This is a genomic window from Pseudomonas sp. FG6, assembly GCF_057809015.1.
This window is the reverse complement of record NZ_JBMDJD010000057.1, coordinates 1-21929: the sequence shown is the minus strand read 5'-3', so window position 1 is coordinate 21929 and position 21929 is coordinate 1. Positions and strand designations below refer to the sequence as shown.

Here is a 21929-nt window from a genome sequence, read left to right as displayed (position 1 = left end):
CTCGTTCTCTCAGAGACCGCATCGCCTGTCATCGCGGGCAAGCCTTGCTCCCACAGATAAATTCCCTCGACACCCCAGGCCTTATTGCGGCTTGCGATAGCTGTTAACGATCGCCGAGAAATCCTTGCCGCCTTCGCCGCGCTGGCTCATCGCCTGATACAACTGTTGCGCCACCGCCCCCAGCACCACCGGCTGACGGGCCTGTCGCGCTGCTTCCGTGGCCAGGCCCAGGTCCTTGAGCATCAGGTCGGCGCCAAAACCGCCGGTATAACCCCGGGACGCGGGCGCCGTTTCGATCACCCCCGGCCACGGGTTGTAGGTGTCCGAACTCCAGCAACGGCCCGTGGAACTGTTGATGATCCCAGCCAGGACCTGGGTGTCGATCCCCAAGGCATCGCCCAGGGCCATGGCTTCACTGACGCCCACCATGGAAATCCCCAGCAGCAGGTTGTTGCAGATCTTGGCGATCTGCCCGGTGCCGACTTCGCCGCAATGGACGATGTTGCGGCCCATCTGCGCCAACACCGGTTGCAAGGTGGCGAACAGCTCAGCCGTGGCGCCGACCATGAAGGTCAAGGTGCCCGCCGCCGCACCGCCGGTGCCGCCCGAGACGGGTGCGTCGGCCATCGTCACCCCTTGTCTGGCGGCAGCAGCGGCGACATCACGGGCCGTCTGCGGGTCGATGGTGCTGCAATCCACAGCCGGCGTGCCGGCTGTGATGCCGGCCAGCACGCCGTCTTCACCCAGCCAGACGCTGCGCACATGGGCAGCGGCCGGCAGCATGGTGATCACCAGCGCGGCGCCTTGGGCAGCATCGCGCGGCGAAGTGCTGATGGTGCCGCCCAGCGCTGCCAGCTCGGCCAATACCGTCTGGTTCAGGTCGAACAGGTTCAGCGAATGGCCGGCCTTGAGCAGGTTGCGGGCCATGGGCGCGCCCATGTTGCCCAGGCCAATGAATGCGATGTTCATGTCCGGCTCCTTAACGCAGGTTGATCGTGGTGTTCACACCGTCATTGACGCTGTTATCGTCGAACCAGCGCGCGGTAACGGTCTTGGTCTGAGTGTAGAACTGCACCACTTGTTTGCCGTACGGGCCGAGGTCGCCGAGTTTCGAACCGCGGGAACCGGTGAAGCTGAAGAACGGCACCGGCACCGGAATCGGTATGTTGATCCCCACCTGGCCCACATCGATCTCGCTCTGGAATTTGCGCGCCGCTGCACCGCTCTGGGTGAACAGGCCCGTGCCGTTGCCGAACGGGTTGGCGTTGACCAGGGCAATCGCCTGATCCAGGGTGTCGACTTCCAGCACCACCAGCACCGGGCCGAAGATCTCTTCGGTGTAGATGCGCATGTCGGTGGTCACCCCGGAAAACAGGGTCGGGCCGACGAAATTGCCTTGCTCGAAGCCCGGCACGCTGATGCCACGACCATCGAGTTCCAGCTTCGCCCCTTGCTGCACGCCGCTTTCGATCAATTCGAGGATCCGCGCCTTGGCTCGCTTGGAGATCACCGGGCCAACGTCAGTGCCCGGCTCGCTGCCGGCATTGACCTTGAGCTTCTGCGCCAGGGCTTTCAGCTCCGGCAACCATTGCCTGGCGGCGCCCACCATCACCACCACCGAAGTGGCCATGCAACGCTGGCCCGCTGCGCCGAAACCGGCGCCAACCAAGGCGTTGAGGGTCTGTTCGCGGTTGGCATCGGGCAGCACCACCGCGTGGTTCTTCGCGCCCATCATCGATTGCACGCGCTTGCCATGGCGACCGGCCAGGTCATACACGTGGGTACCAACCGCCGTCGAACCGACGAACGATACCGCCTTGATGTCCTTGTGGGTGCAGAGCGCATCCACCACGTCCTTGCCGCCGTGCACGACGTTGAGCACGCCCGCCGGCACGCCGGCCTCGATGGCCAGCTCCACCAACAGCATGGTCGACAGCGGGTCTTGTTCCGACGGTTTGAGCACGAAGGTGTTGCCGCAGGCGATGGCCATCGGGAACATCCACAGCGGGATCATCGCCGGGAAGTTGAACGGCGTGATGCCAGCGCACACACCGATCGGCTGGCGCAGCGTGTAGGTGTCGACGCCCCCGGCAACGTTCTCGGCGAACTCGCCCATTTGCAGGGTGCCGATGGAGCAGGCGTGCTCGACCACTTCCAGGCCACGGAAAATATCGCCCTCGGCGTCCGCGAGCGTCTTGCCCTGTTCGGCGCTGAGCACCGCGGCGATGCGCTTGGAGTGTTCGCGGATCAGTGCCTGGAGCTTGAGCATGATGCGCATCCGCGCGCCGATGGGTGTCAGCTTCCAGGTCTGGAAGGCACGCTGGGCGGCGGCGATGGCCGCGTCGACTTCCGCGGCGGTGGCAAACGGGACCTTGGCCAGCACCTGCTGGGTCGCTGGGTTGACGATGTCGTGCCATTCGCTGGATTGGGAGTGAACCCACTCGCCATCGATCAACAGTTTGACGGTTTGCAGGGCAGTGTCGGTGGGCGTAACGGAAACGTTCATGCGGGCCTCCAGGATTGTTCTTATAGAGTGCGCTGCTTCAGCGGTGACCAAGGTGCACCGGCACCGTGGTGATAAGGCGTTTTTTGGAGTATAGATGTGCAAACTTCTAATAAGAACGCACATAAAAACCGGTCCATCATGCAAAAAAACATCACCTCCCTGGGCTCGCTGAACTGGGACGACCTCAAGTTCTTCCTCGAAGTGGCCCGTACCCGCAAGGCCAGCACTGCGGCCAAGCGCCTGGCGGTCGACTACACCACGGTGTCGCGACGCATCAGCTCGCTGGAAGCTTCGCTGGGTACGCTGCTGTTCGAAAAATCCCGGACCAACGGCTTTGTCCTGACCGCCGAAGGCCAGCGCCTGATGGGTTACGCCGAATCGATCGAAAGCACGCTGCACATGGCCTGCGAGCAGGTGTCCGGCTCAGGGGTCGCCTTGTCCGGCCACGTGCGCATGGGTTGTACCGAAGGCTTCGGCAGCTTCTTCATCACCCCGCAGTTGAGTCACTTCGTCGACGCCTACCCGGCCATTTCGGTCGACATCCTCCCGCTGCCGCACTTCATCAGCCTTTCCAAGCGCGAGGCTGACATCGTCATCGCCCTGGAGCGCCCGGAACATGGCCCGTATGTATGCTGCAAACTCTGCGACTACCGGCTGCAGCTCTACGCCACCCAGCAATACCTGGACACTCATCCGCCCATCCAGCATCCGGCCGACCTGGGCAAGCATTCGTTCATCAGCTACGTGGACGACCTGGCGTTCAGTTCCGAATTGCTCTACCTGGCCAACGTACTGCCCGGCGCCCACGCTCACCTGCGCAGCACCAGCGTGATCGCCCAGTTCGTGGCCGCACAACAAGGCCGTTCCCTGGCGATCCTGCCGTGCTTCCTCGCCGCCCAGGATCCGCGCCTGCTACCGGTGCTGCCGGAAGAGATCAACATCACCCGGCAGTTCTGGATGTACTGCCGCGAGGATCTGCGCAAGCTCAAAAGAATCACTCTCCTATGGGATTACATAAGAGAGGTCACTGAGCTTAATGGCCCGCTATTGCTGGGCGAAACGCGAGTCCAACGGTTCGTAGACTGAGAGCCTACAAGGCGTAAGGGAGACCTATCCTAACGGCGTCCTCAGGCCCTTGGCAACCGTTTGTAACAGCGGTTGGTACACGGTTTGTGACAGCGGAGTCATGGCTTACAGTGGCGCACAGGCACGCGATAAGGATCACGCACGGGCGCCATAAAGCTCAGGCGCGTGGAGGGCCTACGGGGGTACTCGGTGGATTGCTCTATGAAAGGTCCTATCAGAGAAATTTGTGTCAGATTTTCAAAGGGTCCCCGATACGTCGCCAATGACCTCTCCGACCAGCTCAGCGATTAGCTCGCCATTAGCGCAGCCGTAAAGAACCGCTACGGTTCCTATCAGTTTCCATGTGGCTTTTGACATGGCGATAGCCTTAAGGACGGCCAACCATGGTTTCTTGGCGGCCATAGCGGTCTCCTGCGTGAAATGTGAGTTTGAATGTGGGTCATTGCCCTGCGCTTTGCGCGTAGGAACGTGATACGAATGGGCTCAACTGAAGATCCACCGCTCAGGAAGATGCTCAGGTCAGCCCACAAGGCCCATGAGGGGCCCCATGGTTACAGCGGGTGTTACGGTTTGACGACCACACGAGTGATCAGCGGGAAGTTCACGGACTCAACTTGAAGGCGCTCGGAAGGGTCCTCAGGGTTTGCCAGCTTGATCTTGACCTTGGCCTGAGCCATTACGTCAGCCACACCGCTCACCTCAAAGTCCCAGCCCTGTACGCCAGCGTTACGGCTCGCAAGGATCTTCCACACGTCGCCTTCTCGGTCATGACGGAACGACAGCGAAGCGAAGCCCTTGGGCAGCATGAACACGCCACGGTCAGAGCCGGAATAGAACTGAGTGCGGCAGCCCAAGAGGTCCTCAATGGATTCGACACCGGCACGCTGGGCAGCACGTTCAAGCATTGCCTGCTCGGTCATGTGCATCAGCAACACGAAGTCGCTCAAAGAATTACCGACCGACTGGTTAATGCTCACGGTCAGGGCGTCGATCCAGTCTTCAGCACGTTCACGCGGAGTGGTGCCCGCAATGGTGACTTCCTTGGCTTCGACGCTTGGGGACTTGATGAGGATGTCCACAACGGTGGATCCACAGGCTTTCTCAAAGTCAGCCAGCATCTTGTCCATCATCTGACCAATGCTATCGCCAGTGAAGCCAGCGACAACGTGGGCATCCAGAAGAGTGAAGCGATGCGAGAAGAACGCAGCGGTATTGGTCGGCTCAGTGAAGATGAAGTCGCCCGCTACGGCCTCCCCCTTGGTGATCAGAGAGTGATCGTAGATCGACTGGCGAGGATCAAACTCGACGTTGCGATTGACCATGTTGACCAGTTGAACCGGGGTCGGCTCGGTGCCTTTAGGGCGGAACTCACAGGGGATCGCATCGACAGCGTTGTCGTGCCATTCGCCGCCATTGAAGAATTCGTCCATGCCTTGGGTAATGGCTTGAGCCAAGACACTGGAGTCAGTCGCTTGGGTGCCCGTAGAGGCTTGCGAGCTGAACTGAAGGTTGCCGCCATTGCCCCACACGGCAGACTCATAGGAAGTCGGCGTAGTGTAGCGGTCGCGCTGGTCACGGTGATCGGTAGTTTTGAATGCGTTGGACATAATAGTGGTCTCCTGAAATTGGTTGAGAAAGGTCGGTCTTAGTGGTTGTCGAGCCAGTTGGCATCCGATGAGAAGCTGCTACGCCCATTAGCGGACCGGATAGCTACGCCCATGGCCCGGTACTTGTCCTCACGGGTTTCACGAGCGGCACGACGACGAGCGACCTCAAGGGCAGAGCCACCTTCATAGGACTTGCAGCGCTCGGCATGGGCATTGGCTTCAGCGATACGCTCGGCCTGCTCACGTTGTGCGACCAACTTACGGGTCTCGATGGCCCTTACGATGGCCGGGAAGGCACCAGCGCTCAGACCAGCATCGAGGTACTGAGCTACGATGGCCTCTTGAGCAGGCTTGTTGGTCCCAGCGGTGGCAATCAGGGTCGCCAGCATGACGCCCTCGGCATACGCACGGGCTACGACCTGACCTTGTACTTCAACGGTTTCAGGGGTGATTTTCTGGATATTCAGTTGCATGGTTTTTGGTCTCCTAATTAGAGACATTGATTCATGGCCTTGCCGCATAGAGGCAGCGTGACCAGATGGCAAGGAGTAGCCTCACGGGCCTCTCAAGGTCATGATCAATATCTTCTGGGTTTCAGTTAGATGGGGTTGTTGTGCCGATGGCGGACGGCGGTGGGTGTTACAGCGGTAGGGTGATCGGTTGACGGGTCAGCGGGATCCGCATGGGGACCATCAGGACAGCATCGAGGTGCATAGTGGTTGTGGTGGCGATAGAGTCGATAAACGAGACCAAGGCCGGATTGGTAGCCTTCAGGTGCCCAGCAAGTTTCTCGTAGTTCACGCCACGCTCACCCTTGCAAGTCAGCCGATCACGGACGTAACGGTCCCGCCAGATGGCGCGCAGGGTGATCAGCTTGGTTCGACTTGCTGGTGTCGTTAGGAATGCGGTGAGTTGCTCAGCGAAGGTCATGGACACATTCCCTTCGGTAGATCGGCAATCGTCATGCGTGCAGCGCCATCGCCCTTGATGTCGATCACATAGCCGTCAGTGTCAACCACAGAGCGAGGCTTGCGGTGTTCGATCAGACCCTTGGCGATGTTCTCAGCGTTCGGTCGAAGCCAATCATTGATACCCTTGAGGGTGACCCTGAAGAGGTGGCCGGTAAGTTGAATAGCCTTGTTGGACGATGAGACTTCACGGACCCAGCCGCTCTTGGCGTACTTAGGGTGCATCCGGGTTAGATCCTTGCGCTTAGCAGCGCGCCCCGTGGCGATGAACATTTCCATCACCTTATCTGGGTTCGCTACGCCAGCCAGACGGCAGGCTTCACGCCACGTATAGCCCGTGGTGGTCCCTTTCCGGACATGTTCGTCGTAGGCCGGTGCCATTGCATCGACTCGGGTTTGCAGGTCATTAAGTGTGTCTGTGATTGCCTGTGAGGCGAACGCCGGGTTGGCTGCCTGCTCAAGTTCGATCCATCGACCGACCACTGTGTGACGTAGACCAGTGTCGTAACCGGTAATAAGGGTGAATACCATGTGCTTATTCAGAACCAGCATTCGGAGCGCTTTACCTTGAGCAGTGGTATAGCTTGATTCGGTGGCCTCAGATTTGAGGGCTCCTACTTGCGTCACGACCCGGTCAGCATCTCGTAGAACGTTGTCGTGACGCTTGCCAGTCATTGCGGCAATCTCAACGGTGGTCATTGTGATTTCTTGGTTGTTGGTCAGCATGCTTGTCGTATCCTTTTTGGTAGTGCCCTTCAGGTCGCACCCACCGCCGAGCATCCAGACCCCGACAAAGGGACCCGGCGTAGCATGAAAGGCACTATCAGAAAGACTGGATTGGTACGTAGCCCAGCGACGGGCGTAGATGCACGAGGCAGACCCATTGAGCGCCCTTTACGAAAGGACTTTGGGCCTACCCTGTTGTAGTGAGGGTTTTTGCGTCACCCTTGACGTGACCATGCAGAACCTGTTATGCCGTAGACTCAATAGACCCTTGGAGTGCTGCTCATGGAGTACTTAAAGATGACTTTGAGGAAGGGGATTATTTTGCAATAGCAAATCCCTTCACACTGGGTCCACCTAACGCCCTTGGGGTCCACAATGAGTAACCCAGTGCGTTTTACTCCAAGACCCGTAAAGACAGGCCATAAAGTTTTTCTTTTATATTATCCGGCGTTAAGTCTAAGAGGTCCGGAATAGAGCCTCCGCGTCAATTTCAGCCTTGATTGTAGGGTGCCGCTCAACATACGAGGCAATCCCATGAGCAGCATGTCGGGCAGCCTTGGCGATGCGTTGGGCCGTCCTCAAGCTGATCTCGCTGGTCTTGCAGACGTCCGCTGTGATTTCCGTAGCAAACAACGCACCGATGACTGCACGGGCCTTTACGTTGACTTTGCCATTCGTGACTCCTGCACTTGTGATGATCGACCCGGCGATGATGTGATCGACCCATGGCAGCAGGTCAGGCAACGCAAGGAGGTACATGTAGGCGGCTACCGGATTCGAATAACTGGTCTTGGGTCTCCCCCGTCCGGCCTTGGTAGGCTCAGCAGCCACAACCGCTTCCGGGAAAGTCGAAAGCGTGGTGGCACTGGAGTGGTCCGAGGCGAGCAGGTCATCGACCCGTCGCTCAGCAGCCCATGCTTGATATTTCTCTTCAGGGTTCTTCGCCCGAACCATCGCGCTTTGGGCAACGACCTCGCCCGTAATCGGATCGACGTACAAGATCTGACCGGTCTCGTAGTCAACGTGGCGGTGATACGGCACGGGCTGGTTTAACTGGGTCATATGGTCCTCACTTGAAAGCTTGGCGACCGTCGTGGTCATCCTGTTTCAGTAAGGGTTTTTAACGACACCAGCCATCACGCTCATTTTTCAGCAGCGTTATACGAGCCCGTCTTGCGAATCGAAAGGAGCACCAATGGTAAGTGCCCCCTTCGCGCCGTAGTACTAAAGGATTTTTCTTATTTTGAATATGCGCGCCCAACACCATCCGAATACACAAAAGATAAGTCCAAAGAGCAGTGTGAACGGGATCAAAACCCATCCTTCACCGTCATTTGCCGCATCACTAAGATCGGTGACACTTGAGAATCCAAAAATCATTGACGCAATGATTCCCGCAGGCCAAGCAGGAATAAAAAACGATAGTAGCGCTATAACCTGAACCACATCCTTTACGTTGTCCTTCATGCTTCAATCCTTATGAACGAAGGTTTATGGCAGCAAACTCACAAGCATTTCTGCGATCACTTCAACGGGTACACCAGAACCATACGTGTCAAACGTGATGGTCCCAGACGCATGGCCCATGACTGCCTGAGCGTAGACTGTAGGAACCCCCTTGGCCTGCATCAAGGACGCCAACGCGTGTCGTAGTGAATGGAAGGTCAGCCCCCCAGTAAACGAATCACCAAGGGCTGCTGGTATAGCTTGTTGGTTCGCCCATTCACCGGCTGTCTTGTAGCCAATCTGCGCTAACGCTTCTGACCCAGATAGCTTGCACGCCTCGACGTATCGCATAAACGCCGCAAGGTCGAATCCATAGGCACCGTCAGTCAATGGCACCAGCCGCTCACTACGCTTGTTCTTGATGGATTTACCTTCACCGGCTTCGTTGATGTGAATGACGGTAATACCTGATTCAAGAGTCTGCACGTCACCCACAGTTAGCTGAGATATTTCATTGAGTCGCCCACCAGTGATGACCCCAAGGCTGAGTAACCAGCGCTTCCACGAGGTCTCTGGCAGCTTGTTCGCGTAATCCATAAGCTGGCCTACCTGAGCCTGTGTGAACGTCTTGCGGGTGGACTCAAGGCCCTTGGTGAGCTTTAGCTTCTTGTCATAGGTATTGACCAAGTGGCCGTTCTCTTTCGCCCACGTCAGGACCGCCGATAGCTTAACCAGCAGCTTGTTAACAGTAGATGGCATACGACCTTCGGACAGGCGATCACGAAGGGCCACAAGATCCTCCCTCGTGTGTTTCCGTAGATCCAGCCCACCCAGCGCTGTGGCGAGCGTTCCGTGGCACACCTTGGTTTCCTTCAGGGTCGAAGCCTTCTGATCCTGCGAGCGGTCGGACAGGTAGAGAACGGAAAGGGCCTCAAAGGTGAGCTCAGGAGCACTTACAGATTGGGAGAGGGAGAGAGGCTCGTTTGCGGAGAGCTTCAAGCTGGGGTCAGTACGGCCCTCAAGATCCCTGATGATCCTAACCAGTGGCACGGAGTCACCCTGCAAGCGCATCTGGGCGGCGCTCATTACCTCACGGGCCTTGGCAACATGTTCATGCTGGTCAACGCTGAGAGGCATCGTAGCGGCGATCTCCGTTAGATTTGTCCTAACGTCCTCATACAGGTCACCCCAGTCACGTAGTGAGTGAACATCGTGCGCACAGGCCAGAAGACCTTCAGCGACCCAGACCAGATGCTCACGTAATTCATTCCAAGAGGCGTCAGGGTGGTCCAGATGGAAAGACTTAATGGTATCTGCAAGTCGGCGTGAAGCGTCCATAGCGGTTTTACGGTCCGTAGTCTTGAGGGAAATAGAGACAGCTTGCTTGGCACTGCCTGTACGACGAAGGCGCAGATAGTAAACGCCGTTACGCCGATAGTGGTAGAGCTTGGCAAGGCGGGTCCGTGGACTCGGTGACCTCAGCGAATTTGTGACAGCACTTGTAACAGGGTAGAGCCTTTCGGTGGCCTGCATGGCGTTAGGGTCCCGTATGCATTGGGTGGACCCCTTACGTCCTGTAGTTCTGGATGTACTGCCGGGAGGATCTGCGCAAGCTCAAGCGCATCACGTTGTTGTGGGATTACATCCGCGACGTGACGGAACAGAACCGGCCATTGCTGATGGGCGACAGCCGGGAGATGGTGTTCGCCGGTTAGTCGGCGATGACCACGATGGCGACACGGCGGTTTTCGGTGCGGCCGCTGGCGGTGTCGTTGGAGGCGACCGGTATGCTGCTGCCGAGGCCGCGCAGCTGTACGTTCTCTTCGCGCATCCCGACACCTGTCAGCACCCGCCCCACGCTCTTGGCCCGGCGTATCGACAGTTGCTCGTTATAGGCGCGGGAGCCCGAGGCGTCGGTATGACCATCGACGCGCACGCGTTGGATGCCGGCCCCCAGCAGCGCCGTGCCGATCCGTTCGACGATCTGGGTGCTGGCCGGGTTGAGGTGTTCCACGTCGCTGCCGAACAGCACCTTGCCTGACAGGCCAAAGGCCCAGCCATCATCGGTCAATTCGAATCCTTGCTGCTTGAGTACTGCCACTTGGGCCGGGGTCAGGCCTTTTTGCGGTGCGGTCTGGCAACCGCTCAGCGCCAGGACGGCGATGAACAAGAACGCGGCGAGCTGCCGCAAGGAAGATCGAGGGTAAACACGCACAAGTCAGCTCCTGGTTTGAAGATCCACGGCGGGGTGCTCCGACCCCGACGAGTGTTGGCCGCCTCGGGTGAGGCGCTTGGCCTGGTACATCGCCGCATCGGCGGCATGGAGCAAGGTGCCCGGCGTGGTGCCATGGTCCGGGTAAACGGCGATCCCGATACTCAGGGAGGTCAGGACGCTGGCGTTGCCGGGCAATTGAATCGGCATGTCCATGCTGGCGATGATTTTCTCGGCGATCCGTTCGGCATCCTCGGCCTCGTGCAGGGGCGTCAGCAGCACGGCGAATTCGTCGCCCCCCAGGCGCGCCACCAGGTCGTCCTCGCGCAACTGGGCCTTTACCCGGGTCGCCACGGCCGTTAGCACGGCGTCGCCGGCCGCGTGGCCGAAATTGTCGTTGATGCCCTTGAACCGGTCACTGTCCAGGTACAGCACGGCCACTCGTTCGTCGAGCTTGCTGGCGTTGCGCAAGGCGCGGATCAACCGGCCTTCGAAGAACGCCCGGTTCGGCAGCCCGGTCAGGCTGTCGTGGCTGGCCTGGTGCGCCAGGCTCGCGTTCTCGCTTTGCAAATGGGTCTGCCAGGACTCCAGCTCATCGAGCAGGGCGTTGAAGTCATTGCCCAGGTTATCGAGCTCGGCAATGGCGGCCGGCGGCACCCGTCGGTCGAGGACACGATCGCAGCGCGCGGCGTGGGCGACTTCCGCCAAGCGCCGCAGCGGCCCGGTGATCGCACGTAACCGGCGCCGTGCCAGGTACAGCGCGACCCAGGCACTCACCGCCGTGCACACGATAATCCCCGCCAGGCCGCTGAGCAGAAAGCGCAACAGGCTGCCGCCATGCCCCGCCAGGAGAATGCTGCCGACGGTACGCCCTTGGTGAACGACCGGCAGGTGGATGGGTTTTTCCAGGAATACCTTGGCAATGTGCATTTCCAGCCTGGACAAGAAACCGGTCGTCGGCCGCTGCCATCGGGCCAACAGGCGACCGTGCTCATTGAACACCTGGGCGTCGGCCACTTCTTCGGTGGTGGCGATCAAGGCCAGTGCTTCGGTGGCCGCCGCCGCGTCATCGAACACCACTGCCGCCTCGACGGTGTAGTTGATCGAGCGGGCGATCAAGTGCAGGTTGTGGTCGGCGTAGACCCTCAAGGCGAGCACACCCAGCAGGGTCAGGGAAACGCTGGCCATGGTGATCGCCACCAATGCGACGATCAAGTGACCGCGGCCGATGACCGAGCCCAGGGAGGGACGAGGCCGTGTTCTCGCCTGGGTCATGGTACGGCGGTCCGGCGACGGGAAAGCTGCAGGACACTGGGATGGATGCGCACGCCGCTGCGCGCGACCGAATCGAGGTTGACCTCGAACGACACTTGTTCATCACCGACCCGCAGGCAGAACAGGCTGCCCACGGTGCAAGGGGCCCCGCCTTCGCTGATGCTCAAGACGGGCTTGCCGAGCAAGGCTGCAAACAGATGGCTGCGCTCCTCATCGGTCAATTGACCGATGTAGACCGCGTTGCATCGGGTGGCGATATCCGGGTTATCGGCCAGCAACCGTTGTACGCTTACCGGTCGACCGGTGGCCTGGGTCGTGCCCTTGACCAGGTCGTCGGTGTATTGGGTTGGCCCGACGATGCACAGTTGCAGCTGCGTGGGTTCCACGGGCCAGCGGGCGTAGCTGAGAATGCCCAGCACGACCTGGGTGACCGCTTCAGCCCGCTGCCCTGCGCGGGTGACGGCCGCCGGTTCGTCGGCCGCCACCATCGGCGACAGCAACCACACGAGACCGGCAAGCAGAAAATGCCTCCAGTCCTTGCTGCGCACGGCTTCCCGAACAGCCACTGTCATGGAAAATCTCTGGGTTACAAGTTAGGTGCCGGAACGATAGCACAGTGTCAAAAAGCCAGCGAGACAGCCGTTTACGGGCGTTTGCGACAGAAAACAGGCGCCATCATGTTCCACGGCGCTGAACCACGGAAGTGGGCCCCTTCAGTCATCGCGCTCCAGCTCCAGCATCAACCCGCTCAAGCGCTTGACCTTGCGCCGGACCGCCTCCTCGAACACACCCTTCTTCGGTTCGATCAGGCTGAACCATTGCTTGGCACGGGTGATGGCGGTGTAGACCAGCTCCTTGGTCAACACGGGGTTCAACGCGTCCGGGAGGATCAAGGCCGTATGTGTGAATTCCGAGCCCTGGGATTTGTGCACCGTCATGGCGTATACGGTTTCCACGTCGTTCAGGCGGCTGGGCAGCACGAACCGCACGCCACCCTGGCCATCGTTGCGCGGGAACGCCACCCGCAGGACCTGTTTACCCGCGTCCGGCCCGGTGCGCTCTGGCAATTTGAGGGCAATGCCGATGTCGCCGTTCATCAACCCCAGCCCGTAGTCGTTACGGGTCATCAACACCGGACGCCCCTCGTACCACTGCTGATCGCTGTCGATCAGCCGAGCCTTGAGCAGCGCGGCGGTGGTCCGCTGGTTCAACCCTTCGACGCCCCACGGGCCTTTGCGCACTGCGCAGAGCAACTGGAATTCGTCGAAGGCCGACAGGACCTCCCGGGCCCACTCAACCCAACAGGTGTCTTCCAATGGTCGAGACACCGCCGGACGGCGCTCCCGCAGCAGGCGCAGGTAATGCTGGTAACCCTGCGGCCCGCCGGGATGACCTTCGAGCAACACGCGCTCCAGCGCCCCATCGTGTTCGCCCTTCAACGCCAGGCTAAACAGATCGGCATATAGCCCGCCCGTCAACGATTGGCGGGCCTGCTCAGGCTCTTGCTGATTGACCCGGCGGGCCAGTTGACCGATGCCACTGCCTTCGCCAAAGCGCCGGGAATGCCTGAGCATGACCACTTGCTGCGCGAGGGGATGGCTGGCGTCGAGGTCTTGCTGCAAGTCATGGGTCGAGAGGTTTTCGCCGCTGACCGACTCAAGCCAGGCGCGGGTCTGTGGGCTGTACCAAGCCTGCTCGGCGTCCCGGCACAAATCCCCCAGCACCGCACCGGCTTCCACCGAGGCCAACTGGTCCTTGTCCCCCAGCAATACCAGGCGCGCATGGGTCGGCAGCGCATCCAGCAGATTGGCCATCATCTCCAGGTCGATCATCGACGCTTCGTCGATCACCAGCACATCGAGCGGCAACCGATTGCCCCGATGATGGCGAAAATGCCGGGTGCCGGGGCGACTGCCCAACAAGCGATGAACCGTGGTCACGTCACAGGGAATGCGCTCGCGCACCGCATCGTCCACGTCCAGGCCCCGCACCTGCTGGCTGATGGACTCGGTCAAACGCGCTGCCGCCTTGCCCGTGGGAGCCGCCAGGCGTATCCGCAGCGGCTTGCCGGCCTCGACGGCGGGCGCCTGGAGCAACGCCAACAGGCGCACCACCGTCGTGGTCTTGCCGGTGCCCGGGCCGCCGGTGACGATGCTGAACGCCCCTCGTGTCGCCAACGCACAGGCCAGTTTCTGCCAGTCGATCGGTGCGTTGGCATTGCCGTTGGCGGTAGCGGGCCCGAACAGCGCGTCCAAACGCTCGCGCAAGTCACCTGGGGTGGTTTCGTGTTCGGCCAACCGTTGGCGCAACGCCTCGTCGATCCGTCGTTCATAGGTCCAGTAACGGCGCAGATAAAGGCGCTTGCCGGACAACACCAACGGCCGTTGCCGGGCTTCTTCGCTCCCCTCGACAGCCAGCGCCACCAGGCGGCTCCCAGCGAGCACCTTGCACCAATGAGCGCCATCCAGCGTCCGCAGGATCTGCGACGGCAGCACGCCCGCCTGCACATCACCTTCAGGTGGCAGCGACAGGGCGAAGTCCGGCTCCTTGAGGGTTTCGAACAGGTCCAGGCAAACATGCCCATGGCCCAGTTGATGACTGGTGAGGGCGGCGGCGAGCAGCACCAGCGGATCATCGCCGGGCGCCAGTTCATGCAGGAATGCAACGAACGCCTTGTCCAGGGCGCGCAACCAACCGCGCTCGACCCAGCGCGTCAGCAACAGCAAAAGATCGTCTGCGCAGCTCAACGGTGCGAGGTCAACCAGGCCTTCATCATCGGACGAGCGCGGTAGCAGATCGGCAAAAGAACGGCTCATAGCAATTCTCCCTGTACCCAGGCGGGCTCGGGCTCGGGCTTGGGTTCGGGCGCGCCCTGGAACAGACGATCCAATTGTTCGATCAATGTCCGTGGCGGCCTGGTGAAATACACGCCCTGGCTGGTCGAACGGGTGCCGCGAAGAAACAGATACAACGCGCCACCCACGTGCCAGTCGTAGTCATAATCCGGCAGTCGCGCCTTGAGCTGGCGATGGAGGGCCAGCAGGTACAGCACGTATTGCAGGTCGTAACGGTTGTCCAGGATCGACTGCTCCATGGCCTGCGGGGTGTAGGCCATGTCATCGATGCCTAGCCAGTTGGATTTGTAGTCAGCCACGTAAAAACGGCCTTCGTGCTCGAACGTCAAATCGATGAACCCCTTGAACATGCCGTTGAGCGTTACCGGCTCGGCCGCGACGCGGGCAACACCACCATGGGTGAACTGGCAGACCAACTGGTCGAGCTTGAGCACATCGACCCGATGGCTGGCGAACCAGAACTCCATCTCCACCTGGAACTGGCTCAGTTGCCCCAGCACCACAGGGGGCTGGTCGCTGCCAACCGACAAGGGCAACCGGATCAGGTGCTGCAACCAGTCGCTCAACGTGGGGATCCAACCTTTCCAGCCCCGGCGGTTGCAGCGTCGGGCAATGGCATCCTCGATCTCCTCCGGCGAAGGGGAGAAACCCTCCCCGGCGATCCATTCCAGGAGCCCATGCAGAAACGTGCCAGGATTAGGGCCACGGGGAAAACGGTGGATATCGCCGCCCACGGCGATCACTTCCCTCGGGGCATCCGGGTCCAGCCGCTCATCGTCGAACAGTTTCTGGGCCTGCGGGTTCTCGGGCGCGGCATCGCTGCCTTCGCTCAGGCGCTCGCCAATGCGCAATGCGCTGTAGGACGCAATCCACCAGTTCTCACTGGCTTTTCGCAACGGCACCAAGGCTTCGAGCAACACCGCTTCGTTGCGCGGGGGGCGGTAATGCTCGTCGGTGGCCTCGGGCATGGGCTGGCAATTCACTGCAGTGCTGCTGTGTTGCAGATCATCGAGCCAACGCCCCAGTGCTACCGATTCGGCCAGCGGCACACCACCACCCAACAGGTACCCCAGCGCAGAGACGTGCAGGATCGAGCTGTTGTTGCTGCCCCGCTTGAGGTCCGCGACACCCAGCCAGCAGGCATGTTGCGCGCGGGTAAGCGCCACGTAGAGCAGGCGCAGGTCCTCGGCCAGCCGCTCGTCATCGGCCTTGGCAATCAGTTCGGCGGTGGGCTTGAGGCTGATCTGCGCCCTTCCCGCCTCATCGTGGTAATGCAACGGCAAGCGGGTGCCATCCACCGGTTTGGTCGCGCAGATGAACGGCAGGAAGACCAACGGGTATTCAAGCCCCTTGGACTTGTGGATCGTCACCACCTTGACCAGCTGCTCATCGCTTTCCAGGCGCAGGATCTGCTCTTCGCCCGCCTGCCCGGACAAGGCCAGGTGCTCGGACAAATGCCGGATCAAGGCCTGCTCGCCATCCAGCTCACCGGCTGCCTGCTGCAACAGCTCGCACAGGTGCAGCAAGTTGGTCAGCACCCGCTCGCCATCGCTGCGCGCCATGAGGGCCTGGGGCAATTGGAAATCATGCAGCAACCGTCGCAGCATGGGCAGCACCCCTTGGGTGCGCCAGACCGTGCGGTAGCCGCGAAATTGCATGACGCGCGCCTCCCAGGCCAGCTCATCCTGATTGAGACGTTCCAGTTCGGTCAGTGGCAGGTTCAAGGTGATGCTGGCCAGTGCCGCGCGCAGCGGGCGCTCGACATCCGGCTCGGCGCAGGCCCGCAGCCACGTCAGCAAGTCCCGTGCTTCCTGGGAAGCAAAGACCGAGTCCTTGTCAGAGAGATAGACGCTGCGCACGCCCCGGGCGGACAACTCGCCCCGCACGGCCTGGGCTTCTTTTCCATCGCGCACCAGGATGGCGATGTCCGCCGGTTGCAGCCCCCGGAGCGTTTGCGCATCGACCGCAAAGCCCGCGTGCCCGGCCTGGCCGCCGTTGAGCAATGCCGTGACTTCACTGGCGCAAGCCGCCGCCATGGCTTGCCGGTACACCGCCCCGGAGAGCGGCTGGTCCGACGCCAGGTGCCAGATATTCAAGGCCGCGACGGTTTGTCCCGCGACGCGCAACGACTCCTTGCGCCCCTGGGATTCAACCGGCAGGAACGGCACCGGGTTCTCACCCGAAGGCTCGCGAAACAGGAAGGCCCCACGCCCTTGCGGCCGGGATTCGGCGCTCTGGAAAACATGATTCACCGCGTCGACCATGGCATGGCTGGAGCGGAAGTTCGTCCCCAGCGTATGCAACCGGCCACGGGTGGCTTCGCGGGCACGCAGGTAGGTGTAGATGTCGGCGCCGCGAAACGCGTAGATCGCCTGCTTCGGGTCCCCGATCAGGAACAGACCGGTTTCCGGATTGTTGTCTTCGATCCGGTAGATGCTCTCGAAGATCCGGTATTGAACCGGGTCGGTGTCCTGGAACTCATCGATCAATGCCACCGGGAATTGTTCGCGGATCAGGCTCGCCAGGCGCTCTGCGCCCTCGGCCTGCAACGCCGCATCGAGACGCAGCAACATGTCGTCGAAGCCCATCTCCGCGCGACGACGCTTCTCGGCCTCGAAGCGCGCCCCGACCCATTGCGCGGCATGCTGCAAGACGGCGGCGTCCGGCGTGGGCAGCGCCTCCAGGCTGGCCTTGAGGCTGGACATGGCATCCAGCCCGGGATGGTCGGGCACTTCGCCTTTCCAGGCTTCGGCCATGCCTTCGGGCGTCAGTCGTGTGAACCCGGTGCCGATGTCCAGCAGCTCAAGGCTTTCATCCTCCACCCAAGCGGTTATTTTCTGGAACCACGGCTCAAAGTAGCGTGCTTGCATCTTGCGCCCGTCGACAGACTTGCTGGCCACGCCTTGCTGGCAGATCTCAAGCAATTCCACGGCCCATTGTCGCCACGGCGCCTTGAGATCGAGCAAGGCGGCACTGCGCTCCTGCAGGGAGGCCGCGATGAGTTCGGCGGGTTCGAGCCCCTCACCGTTGTCGCGCTCACTGGAAAACAAGCCCCTGACCCGTGGCAACAGCGCAGCAGGTCCACCCCAGTGGGTACGCACCCAAGTGAGCGCCTCGCCTTGCATCGAATAGCAGAACAGGCGCCAGTAATCGCGCAGCACCTCGCCGAGCAAATCGCTGTGATCGGTTTCCAGGGTCTGGGTAAACAGGCTGCCGCTGTCGAAAGCGTGTTCGCGCAGCATGCGCTGGCACCAGCTGTGGATGGTCGAGACGGCGGCCTCATCCATCCACTGCGCGGCGACGTCCAGGCGGTTTGCGCAACCTGGCCATTGCAGCGCGTCGAACTCATCGCGCAACTGGGCGAGCAACGGATCCGGGGCGGGAATCTCGTCGCGAAAAAACCGCGCGGCTTCGGCGAGGCGCGTGCGAATACGCTCGCGCAACTCCTTGGTCGCGGCGTCGGTGAAGGTCACCACCAGGATTTGTGGCGGAAGCAGCTCGCGCCCGAACCCGGTTGCCGTGCCGCCGTGCCCGAGCACCAGCCGCAGGTACAGCGCCGAAATGGTAAAGGTCTTGCCCGTACCGGCGCTGGCTTCGATCAACTGGCTGCCCCGCAGTGGGAAGGCCAGGGCCAGGGGTGTCTGCTGGCTCATGATTGCACCTCCTGGGTCGCCGAACGCCAGGGCGCTTCGAGCAATGGTCGATACAGCGCGTCGCACCAATCGGGAAACGTTTCGTCAGCCATCAAGGCGTCGAAATCGGCAAACTGTCGGGCCAGGGCCGGGCTTTCCCGTCGCTCGCCTTCGAAGGTCTGCCCATCGCCTTCGTAGGCTTTTCGAGCAGCCGCGTGCGCCTTGACCGGCTCACTCTGGCCGAGCCAGGCGAAAGCCGTCTTCACCGCGACCGGCAAGGGCTGGCGCATACCGGCCTGCCACGCCTGCAACAGATCGCCCAGCAGCCTTCGCGCGGGCGCCTCTTCAAAAGGTGCCAACAGCAAGCTGTCGTCGCTGGCCACCAGTGCCGTCGTCAACGACAGACCGTTGGCACAGGCGACCAGATGATTGACCCAGGGACGTATCAGACGATGCCACTTGCGGGTCTTGGTGGAGCCAATGCTATTGGGTATGGCGGTGATGGCCAGGACCGCGCCATCGGCGCGTTGGTGCAGGCCACTCAACCATCCTTCGACACTCACGCCGTGCAATTGCAGGCCGACCGGCACCGCACTGGCCAACGGTGTGGGCCATGACGCCAAGAGCCGTTGGTAGCGCTGGAGCAAATCAGGCAAGGGGTCGATCAACTCACGCTGCATGCACTCGCCGAAACCGGCCATTGGCAGCAGGCCGCTGTTCTGGAGCCGCTTGGCGTGAGCAGCCAGCGCCAGGTCCGGCTGGTCCAGGCGAACCAGGGCCGCTTCGAGCAAGCTGTCACTCAGGCTGTAGCGTTGCAGGGAATCGAGGACGAAGGGTTCGTCATCCGCCAGGGGGGCTTCGACCGTCTCGAAGAAGACTTTCAGTCGCTGACTGAAGAAATGTCGGACAGGATGGCGCAGGAAATCCTGCAATTGCCCGAGCCCCAAGGGCTCTTCCTGGACGTAAGGTTCCAGCACCTGGGGTTTTGCGGCGAAATCCTGGACGCCATGAAGCATTCGCCATTCGCGGGCATAACTGAACAGCTCATCGCCTTGATGAAAATAACGGGCACTGAACGGTTGCAGGGGGTGCTCCTGGGTGAGCGCTTCGAGCAGATTCCCGCCGTCCTCCGCCAGTCGCCAACCGCTGGCAAGGTGATCCCTCAGCTGGCCGATCAATACCGACGCGGGGCGGTCACTGTTGTCGCGAATACTGCGACCGATCCAGCTGATGTACAGCTTTTCCCGGGCCGAAAGCAGCGCCTCCAGCAGCAGATACCGGTCATCCTCTCGCCGGGAGCGGTCGCCAGGGCGATAGTCGCTGCCCATCAGATCGAAATCCAACGGGGGTTGGGCACGCGGGTAGTCACCGTCATTCATTCCCAGCAGGCACACCAGCTTGAACGGGATCGCACGCATCGGCATCAAGGTGCAGAAATTGACCGCTCCGGCGAGAAAGCGCTGGGACAGCCGCCCCTCATCCAGCCCAGCCAGCCAGGCCTCTCGCACCACCGTCAGCGGCAACTCATCGTGCAGGCCAACCGACTCACAAGTTTGCAGCCAGGTTTCACGCAGGTCTTCGAGCTGGGCCAGCAGATAATCGTCATGCTCACTGCTCGCCTGGAAAAACAGTTGCATCAGGTCATGCAGGCGCGCGCCCCATTGTTGCGCCGATGCCGGCCGACTGAGTTCCTGATGGGCGACGTCCAGCGCATCCAGCAACGCTACCAGGGGACCGATCAACGCCGCATCCAGGCCGCCGATTTCGTCATAGGGCTCGATGCCCTCATAGGCGTCCGATCGGCCGACGGCGTACCCCAGCAACATGCGACGCAGGCCGAAACGCCAGCTGTTCTGCTCAAGCTCGGCAGGCAACCCCAGTCCGGCACGATGCTCGGCGCTCATCCCCCAGCGAATGCCCGCGCCCTCGATCCAGCGGTGCAGCGTCGGCAAGTCGGCTTCATCGATGCCGAACCGTTCGCGCAGCGCCGGGACATCCAGCAGATCAAGCACCTCACTGATAGCAAAACGACTGTCCGGCAGCTTGAGCAGGTGCTCCACGGCAATCAGCAGCGGGTCGCGTCCGCGCTGCCCCTGGTCGGTCAGGGTAAATGGAATGAAGCGCGGATCGGTTCTATCGAGCTGGCCGAACACGGCGCGGATATGGGGCGCGTAACTGTCGATGTCCGGGACCATGACAATAATGTCCCGAGGACGCAGCGCCGGATCCGCACTGAAGTGGGCCAGCAACTGGTCGTGGAGAATCTCCACCTCGCGCTGGGCACTGTGGGCGACATGGAAGCGGATCGAGCCGTCTCGCGCGTTATCGACGGCCGGCCAATGTTCGCGGGTTTCGTTGAGGGGGCGCAGCTCGAGGATGTCATCCTGCAGTTGGCCGAGGAGCGTCGTGGGCTGCCCGTCGCTGAACAGATCGATTCTTCCCTCACGAAAAACCGAGCGATAACTATTGGGGTCGTCGTAACTGTCGAGCAGGTTGATGTAGTCGCGCCCTTGCTTGCCCCAAGCGGCGAGCAGTGGATGAGCATGCTGGTGCAGGGTTTGCGGGTCTAATACCGGAGGCATGCTGACCTTACGTGCCTGGCGCTTGTACTGGTGACGCAGCAGATCCTTGTCGGCGACGATATCTGCCCAGTGATGGCGGCATGGGTTATGGACGCACAGCAGCACCTGGCTGAACCGCGAAAGACCCGCCAAGGCCTCCAGGGCTTGGGCCGGCAGCGAAGAAATGCCAAACACGATGACCCGCGCAGGCAGGCCTTTGGGGGCGACATCCAGGTTGTTGATGCGCTCGATGTAGCGCTGATGAACCCCGGCGCGGCTTTGGGCCATGCCCTGCTCACCCACATCCAGCAACAAGGCTCGCCACAATTCAGCCTGCCAGCAATTGGCGGGCGCGAGCGGCTGGACATCACCTCGAACAGATCGTGTCTGGTGTCGACCTTGCGCCCAGTCTTCAAGCCAGTCAGCCCGATACACCTGGTACTGGTCGAACAGGTCGGCCAGACGCTCGGACAACTGGTAGCGCTTGCGCAAGTCGGTGTCGTGGATAAGGAAACGCCGCAGAGGCTCGAAGTGAGGCTGCTCGATCAATTGCGGCAGCAGACGCATCAGTCGCCAGGTCAGCGGCGCCTTGTCGAGCAGGGACTTGGCCGGAATTTCATGACGCCCAAGCACCGTTCGATAGAGCTGCCACATGAAACTGCCAGGCAGTTGCACATCGATGGCAGCCGCAATACCGCAACCGCCTGTATCGCCGTCTTCCGGATCTTCCGCCAGTGCCAGCTTGAGCCATTGAGCAATGCCGTTGCTTTGTACCAGCGCGATTTCATTTTCAAGAGGTGCCAGCGGGTAACGCCGCATCAAGCTGATGACCAAACTGCGCAACTCATCCAGGCGGTTACCGTGAACCACCATGAAAGCAGGGCTGAGGGACGTCGCGTCCGGCATAGAGGCATCCTTGAAAATGCAAAAAGCTAGGGCCGAACCTTAGCACTGTCGGGGGGCTGTGACAGCTGGACGCCGTCCGTGCTTGTCGTAAGAACTTTCCTGCGGGCAAAACAAAACCCCTACCTGCATCAGCAGATAGGGGTTTCGGA

General features: G+C 61.0%; 16 protein-coding genes and 1 pseudogene. 2 read left to right on the top strand and 15 right to left on the bottom strand.

Annotated elements, in window-relative coordinates; translation table 11 throughout:
- Window positions 1-81: 81 nt before the first annotated feature.
- Together mmsB and ACODSJ_RS23705 are read right to left on the bottom strand one after the other, a co-directional pair.
- A complete protein-coding gene (gene mmsB / locus ACODSJ_RS23710) occupies window positions 82-969 on the bottom strand; it encodes a 3-hydroxyisobutyrate dehydrogenase (protein WP_489104057.1) in 888 nt (295 codons plus the stop codon).
- A 10-nt stretch (window positions 970-979) separates the two neighbouring features.
- Window positions 980-2506 carry a CoA-acylating methylmalonate-semialdehyde dehydrogenase gene (locus ACODSJ_RS23705; protein WP_489104056.1) on the bottom strand — a complete coding sequence of 509 codons (1527 nt, stop codon included), beginning with the start codon at window positions 2504-2506 and terminating at the stop codon, window positions 980-982.
- 138 nt (window positions 2507-2644) lie between these two features.
- On the opposite strand from ACODSJ_RS23705, the gene ACODSJ_RS23700 reads away from it, so the two are divergent.
- A complete protein-coding gene (locus ACODSJ_RS23700; protein WP_489104055.1) occupies window positions 2645-3592 on the top strand; it encodes a LysR family transcriptional regulator in 948 nt (315 codons plus the stop codon).
- 563 nt (window positions 3593-4155) lie between these two features.
- Here the strand turns inward: ACODSJ_RS23700 and ACODSJ_RS23695 are convergent.
- The 7 genes from ACODSJ_RS23695 to ACODSJ_RS23665 form a co-directional block, all read right to left on the bottom strand.
- The gene (locus ACODSJ_RS23695) at window positions 4156-5199 is read right to left on the bottom strand and encodes a hypothetical protein (protein ID WP_489104054.1); all 1044 of its coding nucleotides are present in this window, start codon (window positions 5197-5199) and stop codon (window positions 4156-4158) included.
- Window positions 5200-5237: 38 nt separating this feature from the next.
- Window positions 5238-5672, bottom strand: coding sequence for a hypothetical protein (locus tag ACODSJ_RS23690; protein ID WP_489104053.1), 435 nt, complete (start codon window positions 5670-5672; stop codon window positions 5238-5240).
- Between the two features lie 166 nt (window positions 5673-5838).
- Window positions 5839-6129 (bottom strand): hypothetical protein, encoded by a 291-nt coding sequence (locus ACODSJ_RS23685; protein ID WP_489104052.1) that lies wholly within the window; start codon window positions 6127-6129, stop codon window positions 5839-5841.
- Window positions 6126-6893: a Rha family transcriptional regulator gene (locus ACODSJ_RS23680; RefSeq protein ID WP_217978055.1), complete on the bottom strand. Its 768-nt coding sequence runs from the start codon at window positions 6891-6893 to the stop codon at window positions 6126-6128. Before ACODSJ_RS23680 ends, ACODSJ_RS23685 begins: the two co-directional genes overlap by 4 nt.
- Before the next feature lie 456 nt (window positions 6894-7349).
- Window positions 7350-7955, bottom strand: a complete 606-nt coding sequence (locus ACODSJ_RS23675; protein WP_489104051.1) for a hypothetical protein — start codon at window positions 7953-7955, stop codon at window positions 7350-7352.
- A gap of 162 nt (window positions 7956-8117) precedes the next feature.
- Window positions 8118-8360 (bottom strand): hypothetical protein, encoded by a 243-nt coding sequence (locus tag ACODSJ_RS23670; protein WP_489104050.1) that lies wholly within the window; start codon window positions 8358-8360, stop codon window positions 8118-8120.
- A 24-nt stretch (window positions 8361-8384) separates the two neighbouring features.
- Window positions 8385-9872, bottom strand: coding sequence for a tyrosine-type recombinase/integrase (locus tag ACODSJ_RS23665; RefSeq protein ID WP_489104049.1), 1488 nt, complete (start codon window positions 9870-9872; stop codon window positions 8385-8387).
- A gap of 47 nt (window positions 9873-9919) precedes the next feature.
- On the opposite strand from ACODSJ_RS23665, the pseudogene ACODSJ_RS23660 reads away from it, so the two are divergent.
- Window positions 9920-10054: pseudogene (locus ACODSJ_RS23660) on the top strand (LysR family transcriptional regulator); the annotation flags it as partial.
- On the opposite strand, the gene yfiB reads toward ACODSJ_RS23660, so the two are convergent.
- From yfiB to recC, 6 genes are all read right to left on the bottom strand, one after another.
- Window positions 10051-10554, bottom strand: a complete 504-nt coding sequence (gene yfiB / locus ACODSJ_RS23655) for an outer membrane lipoprotein YfiB (protein ID WP_489104048.1) — start codon at window positions 10552-10554, stop codon at window positions 10051-10053. The pseudogene ACODSJ_RS23660 and the gene yfiB sit on opposite strands and share 4 nt — an antisense overlap.
- Before the next feature lie 3 nt (window positions 10555-10557).
- Window positions 10558-11826, bottom strand: a complete 1269-nt coding sequence (gene dgcN / locus ACODSJ_RS23650; protein WP_489104047.1) for a diguanylate cyclase DgcN/YfiN — start codon at window positions 11824-11826, stop codon at window positions 10558-10560.
- Window positions 11823-12398, bottom strand: coding sequence for a regulatory sequestration protein YfiR (gene yfiR / locus ACODSJ_RS23645; RefSeq protein WP_489104046.1), 576 nt, complete (start codon window positions 12396-12398; stop codon window positions 11823-11825). The genes dgcN and yfiR overlap by 4 nt, the downstream gene beginning before the upstream one ends.
- A 141-nt stretch (window positions 12399-12539) precedes the next feature.
- Window positions 12540-14642, bottom strand: coding sequence for an exodeoxyribonuclease V subunit alpha (recD, locus tag ACODSJ_RS23640; protein ID WP_489104045.1), 2103 nt, complete (start codon window positions 14640-14642; stop codon window positions 12540-12542).
- Window positions 14639-18334 carry an exodeoxyribonuclease V subunit beta gene (recB, locus tag ACODSJ_RS23635; RefSeq protein WP_489104044.1) on the bottom strand — a complete coding sequence of 1232 codons (3696 nt, stop codon included), beginning with the start codon at window positions 18332-18334 and terminating at the stop codon, window positions 14639-14641. Before recB ends, recD begins: the two co-directional genes overlap by 4 nt.
- On the bottom strand, window positions 18331-21780 hold the full coding sequence (gene recC, locus ACODSJ_RS23630; RefSeq protein ID WP_489104043.1) for an exodeoxyribonuclease V subunit gamma: 3450 nt from the start codon (window positions 21778-21780) through the stop codon (window positions 18331-18333). The genes recB and recC overlap by 4 nt, the downstream gene beginning before the upstream one ends.
- Window positions 21781-21929: the final 149 nt, after the last annotated feature.